10 protein-coding genes are annotated in these 11,521 nt (G+C 42.0%); 8 read left to right on the forward strand and 2 right to left on the reverse strand.

The features are described 5' to 3' along the window. Positions 1-69: 69 nt before the first annotated feature. Positions 70-1,167, reverse strand: coding sequence for a rod shape-determining protein RodA (gene rodA, locus AAB400_02985; GenBank protein ID MEK7648857.1), 1,098 nt, complete (start codon positions 1,165-1,167; stop codon positions 70-72). A 17-nt stretch (positions 1,168-1,184) separates the two neighbouring features. Further along, positions 1,185-2,039, reverse strand: a complete 855-nt coding sequence (locus tag AAB400_02990) for a hypothetical protein (protein MEK7648858.1) — start codon at positions 2,037-2,039, stop codon at positions 1,185-1,187. A gap of 63 nt (positions 2,040-2,102) precedes the next feature. Between AAB400_02990 and AAB400_02995 the strand changes: the two genes are divergently transcribed. The 8 genes from AAB400_02995 to rplA all read left to right on the forward strand — a co-directional run bounded on the left by AAB400_02995 (position 2,103) and on the right by rplA (position 11,517). Then, complete coding sequence (locus AAB400_02995) at positions 2,103-4,163, forward strand: putative glycoside hydrolase (protein MEK7648859.1); 2,061 nt, start codon at positions 2,103-2,105, stop codon at positions 4,161-4,163. An 8-nt stretch (positions 4,164-4,171) separates the two neighbouring features. Beyond that, positions 4,172-6,091 (forward strand): hypothetical protein, encoded by a 1,920-nt coding sequence (locus tag AAB400_03000; protein MEK7648860.1) that lies wholly within the window; start codon positions 4,172-4,174, stop codon positions 6,089-6,091. 52 nt (positions 6,092-6,143) lie between these two features. After that, positions 6,144-8,171: a DNA topoisomerase (ATP-hydrolyzing) subunit B gene (gene gyrB / locus AAB400_03005; GenBank protein ID MEK7648861.1), complete on the forward strand. Its 2,028-nt coding sequence runs from the start codon at positions 6,144-6,146 to the stop codon at positions 8,169-8,171. Between the two features lie 67 nt (positions 8,172-8,238). After that, positions 8,239-9,387, forward strand: a complete 1,149-nt coding sequence (locus tag AAB400_03010) for a hypothetical protein (GenBank protein MEK7648862.1) — start codon at positions 8,239-8,241, stop codon at positions 9,385-9,387. A gap of 112 nt (positions 9,388-9,499) precedes the next feature. Then, positions 9,500-9,697 carry a preprotein translocase subunit SecE gene (gene secE / locus AAB400_03015; GenBank protein MEK7648863.1) on the forward strand — a complete coding sequence of 66 codons (198 nt, stop codon included), beginning with the start codon at positions 9,500-9,502 and terminating at the stop codon, positions 9,695-9,697. A gap of 24 nt (positions 9,698-9,721) precedes the next feature. Next, complete coding sequence (gene nusG, locus AAB400_03020) at positions 9,722-10,267, forward strand: transcription termination/antitermination protein NusG (GenBank protein MEK7648864.1); 546 nt, start codon at positions 9,722-9,724, stop codon at positions 10,265-10,267. Positions 10,268-10,341: 74 nt separating this feature from the next. Next, entirely contained in the window at positions 10,342-10,773 is a 432-nt protein-coding gene (gene rplK, locus AAB400_03025; protein ID MEK7648865.1) for a 50S ribosomal protein L11, read from the forward strand. 54 nt (positions 10,774-10,827) lie between these two features. Beyond that, positions 10,828-11,517: a 50S ribosomal protein L1 gene (rplA, locus tag AAB400_03030; GenBank protein ID MEK7648866.1), complete on the forward strand. Its 690-nt coding sequence runs from the start codon at positions 10,828-10,830 to the stop codon at positions 11,515-11,517. Positions 11,518-11,521 lie beyond the last annotated feature (4 nt).

Below are 11,521 nucleotides of genomic sequence, written 5' to 3' on the forward strand. Positions count from 1 at the left end.
TAAACAACGGTACTATAATTACATGGTATTGCACTTCTGTCAAGAAAAGTGTCAAGAAATACTCACATCCTATACTGAATGAATATGAATGCTTTCAACAAGGCCAATGCCTATAAGGTCGATAACCAATGCGCTGCCGCCATAACTCAAAAAAGGCAACACAATGCCAGTCAAAGGAATAAGGCCAAGATTTCCTCCAATGTTTATAGCCATATGGGAAAAAAGCAAAAGCGTTACCCCAAGAACACAGTACACGCCGAAATCATCACGCACAATGCGCATAAGGCGAACAAGTCTGCTTAGCAGCACAAACCAAAAAAAGAGCAGCAATCCAACACCGATAAATCCAAGCTCCTCTGCGATAACGGAAAAAATAAAGTCTGTTTGGCTTTCCGGAAGGAAACGTAGATGGCTTTGTGAACCGAAACCGAGACCTCTGCCAAAAAGCTCACCGGAACCAATGGCTATCTGTGCTTGCCGAATGTTATAACTTTTTCCTTGGACATCATGGGTTGGCGATAAAAACGTTAACACGCGCTGCCGTTGGTAATCCTTGAGTACAAACATCCATCCAAGAACAGCTATAAGCGCAATCATAATACACATTGCTATCGTATAACGACGCGGTACTCCACTCATCAAAATCATGCCAAGCCAGATAATAAATAATATTGCTGCGGAACCCAAATCTGGCTGAAGCAGTACGGCACCAATTGGCAGTAGTGCAAGGCTTCCGCTTATAACAATATGCTTCAATTGCCCAACCTGGCGCGTGAAGGAAGAAAAATACCTCGCAAGCATAATAATAAGTCCTAATTTTGCCAGTTCAACAGGCTGAAGGGTAAATCCTCCAATAGCAAGCCAACCCTTTGTTCCGCGTATCGTGCTCCCCAAAAAAAGCACAGCAATGAGAATAAGTAGCGTTGCAATATAAAACGCTAGACTATAGGTTCGCAGCTGCTGATAATGAACGGTACTCAGTACAAGGAGTGCAACCATACCTATGCCAAATGCCAGTGTCTGATGTTTGAGATAAAAAAAATTATCGCCGCTTATTCCCAGACCCATACTATAGAGCACAGCAAAACCAAGCCCCATGAGCACAGCCATAGAACAAAAAAGAATGAGGTCACTTTGTCGGAAAAATCCCCACAATACAGCAAGCATAATTTTCGAGAGTTCTCTTACCGAGTTTTTTTCTTATACGATGCTGGATCAAATATATCTACAAGGGGTTGAATGTCAAATTCATCTGCTGCAACCAGCTGGGTAAACCATATAGTTTCAAGAGATGCTTTCTGGCCGGAATCCAAACTATTTATAGATGCCTCACTTATCCCAACAATTGACCCGTTTTGCTTTGCAATAACCCCAAACCGCACTTCCCAGAAGTCAGAAATAGTTTTATTTGTTGCAGTAAACTTTAGCTTAGAGACAGGTACAAGGCGCGTGACACCACTCTTATCTGACGGTATAAAAAGGGTATCTCCGATTGCAATATCACGTTTTTCTGCCATAACTCGCTTCTCTTCGTCAGAAATGAACGACCAGCGCAGATTTCTAAATGAAGCAGTAAGCGTACCGGCACTTGAAGCAATTCCCATACCAATACCATAGCGTTTTTCACTTGGCAGCAAGAATATGGGAACGGATCGCACTACATTTTCTCCTTGGAGAAACACAAGATCACCGCGTACATACCAGTTTTCATTCGGATTAATGCAGTATGCATAGGCATTTGCAAGTCCCTCTGCAACTGGTGCCGTTCCCACAGATTGAATGATTGGTTCAGCAATAGTCGGCAGCCGGCTTTGCTGCGCAAGGACTTGTTTCACTCCAGAAATATGGGCATCAGTATGCTGAGCTGCCAATACGTATATTGAAAGAACAGACCAAAGCGTTCCTAACCAAGTAATACTCGCAAAAACAATAAGCGCAACAACAATGAGTTGCTTTATTTTTTTATAATGCGTTACAAACCAATAACTCCTCTGAAGCTCAGCATTGCTTATATCCGGATTGTACTCCTGCATTGCCATATAGTTGATAGTATATCATATCCTTGACTTTTTTACCCTTTTTGCTTATACTATAAGCGCACTATGAAGCATTTTCTTTCACCAATTACGCTTATATTTATCGGCTTTTTTGGATTATACCTGCCTCATGCGTCGGCGCTTGCACCCGATACTCATTATGTACGCACAGCCAACTATTTTCTCAAAGCTGGCAGAGATATTTATCCTGAAATATACAATGCACTTAGCTCCTATGACGTTCTCATTTTGCCCATGGAAGCAGCAGTATATAATAAGGACTTTTTTAACTACGCCCGCTCAAAAAATCCAACCATCACAATCCTTGCTTACGTCCCTTCTCGCAGTATCAATATCAAAGATATTGACGATGGAGCAGGTATACGAAAAAAGCTCAAGAGTGGCATTCAGAATGAATGGTATCTCAAAGACTCAGCGGGCTCAATTGTTCGCGCATGGGAATCAACACTGCCGTTAAATGTTACGACGGAATGGAATGTGTATTTGCCGCGATTCGTACATGATACTGTCATGAGCACAGGCATGTGGGATGGAATATTGTATGATGAAGTTGATGTAAGTATTTCTTTTTTAAATAATGGCCAGATCGATGCAGATAGCGATGGACATACCGACCAATCCGTTTTATTGGATGCTTCTTGGAAGACTGGCATGTCCCAGCTCCTTGTAAATACGCGTGAGCTTTTGGGTAATAACGCACTTATTGTTATCAATGGCAGCTCGCATCCTGCCTATCAGCAGTATATCAACGGCAGAATGTTTGAAAGCTTCCCTACTCCATGGGAGGGCAACGGTGAATGGCAGGATAGCATGCGCAGTTATCTTGCACTTTCATCAGCTGCTTTAAGGCCCCCGCTTTTTATTATCAATAGTAATACCGGAAATTCCGGGGAACATACAATATATCAAAAAATCCGCTTTGGTCTCACCTCGGCACTTATGGGCAATGCATATTTTGGATTTGATTATGGCACGCAAAACCACGGACAGCTCTGGCGATATGATGAATATGACGTCAACCTCGGAAAACCGTCTACGACTCCCTATGCCATCACTCATTCGATGTCCTCTGAAATGAAGCCTGGGGTATGGCGGAGGGATTTTCAGCAAGGGACAGTACTTACAAATTCATCATCTCAGCTTGCAAACGTAGATCTTGATGGAGATTTCGAAAAAATTCGTGGACCTCAGGACCCCGAAGTAAATAACGGATCAATTGTTTCCAGTATTTCTCTCAGTCCTTCTGACGGTGTTATTCTCTTGCGTCCTCTATCAACAATCAACAATGCACCTTATTACAATGGCTCATTTGCGCGTGTATTTGATCAGCGCGGAAACGTACGCCGTAATGGTTTTTTTGCGTATGACTCATCCATCCGCGGATCTGTTGTTGTTTACCAGTCTACACTTCAGACGAGTATTGCGAGTATTCATGCCGAGAAAGGAACATTGCGAATAACTAAATCAGATGGAACAAGTAGTCAGTTCAAACCATTCGGACAAAATTGGAATGGTGATCTAAATATTGCTATTGACTCAGCAAACCCCGAAAAACCAATAATCTATGCGAGTAGGGAATATCCGGAAAACGGCACTGTCAAGAAAAAAACAGTGAAAGGCGAGCCAAGCGGAATTGGAGTATTTGAAACCGACGGTACGCGACGCGCCGTATTATACCCACTTGGTAAAAAGTTTTTTGGATCGTTACGACTAGCGATTGGCGATTTGAATAATGACAGCTCAAAGGAATTGGTTGTTTCAACGGGTGCGGGAACAAGCCCCGTTGTGCGTATATTTGACGCTCATGGTAGACTACTAAGCGGAGGATTTTACGCGTATCAGCCTACCTTTACGGGTGGCGTTTCGGTGGCAGTGGCCCATTTCGACTCAAGTGGCTATGGCACAATAGTTACATCGCCCGGAAAGGGTGGATCTCCCTTGGTTCGCGTATTCGACGGTAAGGCCCATCCCCTAAATCCGGGGTTTATGGCGTTTTCACCCGCAAACAAAGGAGGTATCAGAGTGCTTGCTACAGATGTTAACGGCGATAATAGGGATGAGATCATTGCTACAACAGCAAAGGTTTTTACCTATGCACTGAAATAATATCACCTATGTCTAATACCAACGTTGAATTTGACTGCTCCCATGACCCTAGCAATCCGGATCACCTCCTCTGCATTCAAAATAACAAAGCAAATAACCTGAAGCTTCCCGAAGAGAGCAGGAATGGATCAAGCATACCGGCAATAGAAATTAAAGATGTTTCGATTGATCAAGAAGCAGCTCGAACATTCATTGATATTCTCAAAGATCGCTACAATACCTATTATCATCCAAATAGAAAGCAATTCCTGATCCATTGGATAGTTGATATTTCACTGGCAGTTCTCACACTGGTATTGATTGCTTTCATTGCTTATATCCAACTTATCGGACCACTTTTTTCTTCACAGTTAGTACTCAAGTTTACCCAAGATACTCCGACAATCATAAGTGGAGCTGTTGCTAGTTTTACATTAACAATAAAAAATACTAACGGCACTTCAATCAGTAATCCGGTGCTTTCAATTAATGTACCGCGCTATTTTACCATTCTTGAACCAGTATCAGATTCACCTGCGCAAACTGTTACACTCCCCCTTCCAAACATCATTCGAAAAAATGAAACACTCACCATTCATATCAAAGGCACTATTGCAGGTGAAATCCATGAGCGGCAAAGCATTACGGCATCAGCAAAAGGAGAGCTTCCTGATGGGTCAGTTAGTGATTCTGTTGCAGAAATTCTTACCTATGAAATTTCTGATAGCGCACTCGAAATAGGCACCGATTTCCCTGATCGCATTATCCTTCTCAATACTTTTGAAGGAGGGGTTATCATTACGAATAGGTCTTCTGTTGAAATTCAAGACATTGTAGCTTTTATAGATATGCCATCAAGTTTTGTTGGAAAGCCCAATAATGACGCTCAAAAAGAAATACGAATACCTTTAATAGAGCCCCACGAAAGCTATCAATTGCCAATCAAGGGTTCAATCAATCGCAGTTCCCAAGACCGCAGTGTCGATATATCGCTTTCTCTTAAGAGAAATGGACAAGCAATTATACAGCGTAGGTCGGAGTTATTACTCCCCATAGAAAAAAATGACCTTGCTATCGAGCTAGGCTTTCAGAACAAACCGACATCACTTGCTCCAGGCACGCCCTACAATGTGAATCTCACATGGAAAAACACTTCAAACACAGAACTTTCCAACATACAACTTGGTATTGACCTTGAGGGGTATGGCATAACATCCGACTCACTCATAAGCGCTACAGCACTACAGCCAACGCCATTTCGCAGGTTGTGGACACGGAATCAAGTATCAAAACTCGACATTCTAAAGCCTGGTGAAGAACATGCGCTTCAATTTAATCTCAAACCATCAGATGTTCATAGCATTCGCGATCTTGCCGGTGATTCAAAGCTTGAAATTACTATGAAGCCCTTTGCATCATATTTCAGTAAAAATGTTAAGTACACTGTTACGGATACTCCTATCCATATGCCGATTGATACTCAAGCTTCAATAAAGGGATCCATACGCTACTATTCTCCGGAGGGCGATCAGATTGGCCGAGGCTCCCTACCGCCACGCAGCGGAAAAACAACGCGGTATGTTTTCTTTATTTCTGCCTCATCGTCTATTCATCCGTTAGAGAACGCCGTACTAAAGGCTGTTGTATCCCAGAATACTACCATTGCCACAATACTTCCCACCCTGCATGGAGAAAGTTCTTATGATAAGAAATCTAACACTATTACATGGCATATTGGAACGCTCAGTGCAACCCTTGCTCAACCGGAGCGCCAAGTAGGTCTTGCTGTGCAAATTGATTATACGCCTCTCACTGATGCAAGCACGGGGCCATCCGGTATCATCAAAGAAATTATTCTTACTGGCACAGATGCGATCACGCATGCACCCATTAGTGTTTCTGCTGATATCAATTCGCTCCCGGTTGATGTAAAGCGATTGTCAAATTAAGATATATGGGGTATAATTACACCAGCGTTTGATTAACGTTGTATTTTAGTTTATGCCAAAAAAACATCAAAAAAGTCAGGAATACGGTGCTCAGCAGATTACTGTCCTTGAAGGACTTGAAGCAGTGCGTAAACGTCCAGGAATGTATATCGGAAATACGGATATCTACGGCCTCCACCACATGCTCTGGGAAGTGGTCGATAATGCAATTGATGAAGCGATGGCAGGTACATGCACTCATATTACTATTACACTTTTGCCAGACGGCAAGGCAAGTGTTGAAGACAATGGACGCGGCATTCCCGTTGAAGTTCACAAACAAACAGGCGTATCTACCCTTGAAACAGTCCTTACGCGCCTTCACGCCGGGGGTAAATTTGGCCAAGGGGGATATAAAGTATCCGGTGGTTTGCATGGCGTGGGTGTTTCGGTTGTAAATGCCCTTTCTACATACCTACGGGCTGAAGTAAAGCGTGAAGGAAAACTCTGGACCCAGGAATATAAAATTGGTAAACCTCTACATAAAGCAAAGGCAGTTGGCAGTGCACGGGGGCAGGGTACAACAATTTTTTTCAAACCTGATCAAACTATTTTTAGTGCAACAGAGTTTGATCTTAAAACAATTATTGACCGCATGCGCCAGCAGGCCTACCTTACAAAGGCAATAACCATAGAGATTGCTGATAAGCGCATTTCCAAGGATGACCTTCCTATTGTTTTCTATTTTGAAGGGGGTGTTGCTTCCTTTGTCCGCTATCTTAATAAAGCAAAAGGAGTAAAGCATGACGATGTTTTTTATGTTGAAAAAATGTATGAAGGAGATATCAATGTTGAGCTCTCCCTTCAATATGTTGAGGATTTTAAAGAAAATGTGTATGCATTTACGAATAATATTCTCAACCCGGAGGGCGGCATGCATGTGGTTGGATTTCGTACAGCTCTTACGCGTACAATCAATTCATTTGCTCGAGCAAAGGGTTTCATAAAAGAAAAAGAGGAAAACCTCACTGGTGATGATGTCCGGGAAGGCCTCACAGCAGTTATCAGTATCAAAATTCCTGAGCCGCAATTTGAGGGCCAGACAAAATCAAAACTTGGTAATATTGAAGCTCGAACCGCTGTTGATACCGTCTTTTCTGACGCATTTGCAATTTACCTTGAAGAGCATCCAAAAGTAGCCGAGGCAATCATTGGAAAGTGTATCCTTGCCTCACGCGCACGCATTGCCGCACGTTCTGCACGTGAATCAGTACTGCGAAAAGGTGTACTCGAGGGACTCACATTACCTGGTAAGCTTGCAGATTGCTCATCAAAAGACGCGAGTGTCTCTGAGTTATTTCTTGTGGAAGGCGACAGCGCCGGTGGAAGTGCCAAGCAGGGGCGGAATCGTGAATTCCAAGCGATATTACCTCTTAAGGGTAAGATTTTAAACGTTGAAAAGTCTCGCATTGATAAGATACTTGCCTTCAATGAAATTCGAGCTCTTGTCATCGCTCTTGGGACTAATATCGGTGACCAATTCAACATAGAAGGATTGCGCTACGATAGAGTCGTCATTATGACAGATGCCGATGTTGATGGCGCACATATTCGTACGCTTCTGCTTACATTATTTTATCGTTACTTCCCTCAACTTATACTGCAGGGCCATATCTACATTGCTCAGCCTCCCCTTTTCCGAGTCCAGTACGGTAAGGAATTCAAATATGTTTTTAGTGAAGATGAACTTGAGAAAACAAAGCAAGAATTTGTTGCCCTTGCAGAAAGCCGAAGGAAAAATAGTAAAGTTAAGCAGCCGGTAATTGTCGAGGAGACAGAAACTGAGGATGGTGAGGCTTCCGTGCCAATAGAAACCGCTCCCAAAATTAACGTTCAGCGCTATAAAGGCCTGGGAGAAATGAATCCAGAACAGCTCTGGGAGACAACCATGGATCCGGCAACCAGAATCATGAAAAAAGTTACCGTCGAAGACGCAGTAAAGGCTGATGATGTATTTGAAGTTCTTATGGGCTCAAGTGTAGAACAGCGAAAGCATTTTATCCAGGTTCATGCAAAATCGGTAAAAAACATTGATATTTAGTGTTCTGCTTCATTATTTTCATGAGACTGTGTATACTTTATACTATAACTGTATAATAATTTAGTATATGGTAAAACACACACTTGCATGGGCACTTCTTGTAATGACATCGCTTGGAGCAGTGTATAGCATGTCACATGCAGCTACCCAGGCAGACTCTACATTTGAATCTACGATACAAACACCAATTATTACTCCTCCACCGCAAAAGCCTGTTCGAGAAGAAAGCGGTCTTGAGTATTTTAGATTTCGTAATGGCTACCTTGAGTGGAAAATACAGCATATCTATTCGAAATATGATCTAACGAAAGAAAAATTTGCTATCCGTTGTTATGGAAGAACAAAATATTTAGACTTGAAAAGAAAGGACTTCATAGAAGAAATTAATAATGAGTTTAGCGGACTTCTTACTATGACTCCTGAAGATGAAGAAGGATATGCCGAAGGAAGAGCTTCAATAACTCTGCGCCCTACTGAAATGCGGTATAATCTTATCTGCGGATGGTTTTCCAAAGAAATTACAGTTACCCCTCGAGATTGGCCAAGTAATATTTATGCTAAGGAATTTAAGACACTTAACGAAATAACAGCTAGCAGCAAAGCTGCCGGACTGACAGCTAGTTCAGCCAAGGAAAAATCAGCTACAAAAAAATATATTTCTTCGTCGAAAGGAATAGCTGACAAAAATACTGCACGGCTCTCAGAAAGTATTCAGAAACCAAAGCCTATTCCAGATGAATATGTTGCCATTGCTTCGGCTGGTGGTCGGTTAACAACAAAATTAATCCCTGGCTCAAAAGATGCCATCATTGCAGCATTCACCCTGACTGCAAAGAAAAAAATGCGCATCAAAGCAATTACATTTAATTATACTCCCTCACTGCCACCATGGAAAAAGGCTCGGATTACAATTGATGGCAAAGATCCGGACTCTATGGATGCTTCAGGTGGCAAAAATCAGCTTCACTGGTCTGGCTTGGGAGACTATGGTCTTTTTGATACAGTAATGCCGGGAAAACACCTCATAGAGATAAAAGCTTGCATTAAAAACCCGAAGGGAAAATCTACACCAATTGCATTTAAAGTGACGGGTATTGTTGGAGTAACGGGTTTGGGAAGTAAAATTAAATTAAAATCTCCTGTACAGCTTCAAACGCATACCGTTCCATACAACAAAGACCGCACAAAAAAGGAAGACGAATACCTCTGTCCTTAGACACATAGCTCTCTTGACTCCTGCCCTTGACAGTATTGAATCCTATGATATGATGGCTAGTGAAGGCCAGTGGCCTTTTTAAATTACGCAAAATCTTATTGCAACCATACGTATGAATGCAGCATTTCAAAAAACAAAACAGTATTTTATAGAATCATACCAGGAGCTCAAGCGCGTTGTCTGGCCTACCCGGTCTCAAACAATCAATCACTCGCTAATTGTCATTTTTTTCAGTATCGGTGTCGCAATATTTTTGGGTGCTCTGGATATTGTCTTTAATTTTGGGATTCAAAAACTGCTTCTTAAATAACCATATTTCACCAATTATTTCTGTATGCCAAAACAAGTTTCAGATCAATTGCCGCGATGGTATGCAATTCATACCTACTCGGGTTACGAAGAAAACGTCGTACGCAACCTCAAACAGCGTATTGAGTCTATGGATATGGAAGAACTCATATTTGACGTTCTTATCCCGACTGAAAAAAGAATTAAGATTAAGAATGGCAAGCGAAAAGTTATTACAGAAAAAATCTTTCCCGGGTATGTACTCGTTCGCATGATTGTAACAGATGAATCATGGTATGTTGTACGTAATACGCCAAATGTTACCGGTTTTATTGGAAGTGGCACTACACCAAACCCGATCTCTGACCAGGAAATGGAATATTTGCAAAAACGCATGGGCCTTGAAGAACCGAAGTACAAAATTGACCTGACTGTATCTACGCCAGTCCGTATCGTTGACGGACCTTTCAAGAATTTTGAGGGTAAAATTACTGAAGTTGATGAAGAACGAGGCAAAATTAAAGTACTCGTTACTATTTTCGGTCGCGAAACACCAGTTGAGCTTGATTTCTTACAAATAAAGAAGATATAGACTAACTAACTCAGGCGATTAGTGATCGATGCCTCTCGCTCTCATATCGTCATCAAATCATCATACATCTCTCTATGGCTCCTCCAAAAAAAATAAAAGCTCTTATCAAATTGCAAATTCCGGCAGGCAAAGCAAATCCAGCACCACCAATCGGTCCTGCATTGGGTCAGCATGGCTTGAATATTGCAGAATTTTGCCAAAAATTTAATGCAGCAACTCAGAAACTTGGTGATGATATTACCCCCGTTGTTATCACTGTCTATGAAGACCGTACCTATACCTTTATCCTCAAAACGTCCCCTACGGCAGAGTTGATTAAAAAAGCAGCAGGCATTCCAAAGGGTTCAGGTAAACCGCTTACCGAAAAAGTTGGGTCCATAACAAAAGCGCAAGTAAGGGATATTGCGGAAAAGAAAATGTGCGATCTCACTGCGAGGACTATTGAAGCTGCAATGAGTATGGTAGAAGGAACAGCTCGCCAAATGGGCGTTGAGATTAAAGTATAATGTTTATTCATATCTGTGGGAGGTTAACCAAACCGCTCGTACCACCAAAAATCTATGCGAAAGCAATCAAAAAAGTTTAAATCATGCATCTCTGATATCGATCTAGATAAATCATATTCACCCCAAGAGGCTTTTGAGCTTGTTAAGAAATGCTCCTATGAGGAATTTGACGCGAGTGTAGAGGTTCATGTACGCACGGGTATTGATCCCCGAAAAAGCGATCAGACAATCCGAGGATCCATCATGCTGCCGAACGGTATTGGCAAAACAAAGCGTGTTGTTGTTTTTGCGGAAGGAGAGAAAGCTGCAGAAGCTCTAAAAAATGGTGCCGCTCGAGTGGGTGGTGTTGAACTTATCCAGGAAATCAAACAGTCGCAAAAAATCGATTTCGATGTTGCCGTTGCAACTCCAGACATGATGAAACATTTAGCTCAAGTTGCAAAAATCCTTGGTCCAAAAGGACTAATGCCTTCGCCAAAGAACGAAACAGTCACAACAAATATCACCAAAACACTGGAGGAAATTACAAGAGGTAAAATTAACTTTAAAAATGATGATACGGGCAATGTACACCAAGTCATAGGCAGACGATCATTTGATGCTGATAAGCTTGCAGAAAATTACCAAGCCTTTATTGACAGTCTTCGTAAGGCAAAACCATCAACGGCAAAAGGAACGTTTATCGTGGCAGTCAGCGTATCGTCAACCATGGGACCGGGTATCCATATCAATCCCGCTGCTTAACTCT

This window comes from Patescibacteria group bacterium, from assembly GCA_038065255.1.
Lineage (GTDB): Bacteria > Patescibacteriota > Patescibacteriia > JACQRZ01 > JACQRZ01 > JBBTRI01.

Coding starts and splice junctions, on each gene's coding strand:
- rodA (MEK7648857.1), bottom strand. CDS start 1,167: ATGCTTGCTGTATTGTGGGGATTTTTCCGACAAAGTGACCTCATTCTT.
- AAB400_02990 (MEK7648858.1), bottom strand. CDS start 2,039: ATGGCAATGCAGGAGTACAATCCGGATATAAGCAATGCTGAGCTTCAG.
- AAB400_02995 (MEK7648859.1), top strand. CDS start 2,103: ATGAAGCATTTTCTTTCACCAATTACGCTTATATTTATCGGCTTTTTT.
- AAB400_03000 (MEK7648860.1), top strand. CDS start 4,172: ATGTCTAATACCAACGTTGAATTTGACTGCTCCCATGACCCTAGCAAT.
- gyrB (MEK7648861.1), top strand. CDS start 6,144: ATGCCAAAAAAACATCAAAAAAGTCAGGAATACGGTGCTCAGCAGATT.
- AAB400_03010 (MEK7648862.1), top strand. CDS start 8,239: ATGGTAAAACACACACTTGCATGGGCACTTCTTGTAATGACATCGCTT.
- secE (MEK7648863.1), top strand. CDS start 9,500: ATGAATGCAGCATTTCAAAAAACAAAACAGTATTTTATAGAATCATAC.
- nusG (MEK7648864.1), top strand. CDS start 9,722: ATGCCAAAACAAGTTTCAGATCAATTGCCGCGATGGTATGCAATTCAT.
- rplK (MEK7648865.1), top strand. CDS start 10,342: ATGGCTCCTCCAAAAAAAATAAAAGCTCTTATCAAATTGCAAATTCCG.
- rplA (MEK7648866.1), top strand. CDS start 10,828: ATGCGAAAGCAATCAAAAAAGTTTAAATCATGCATCTCTGATATCGAT.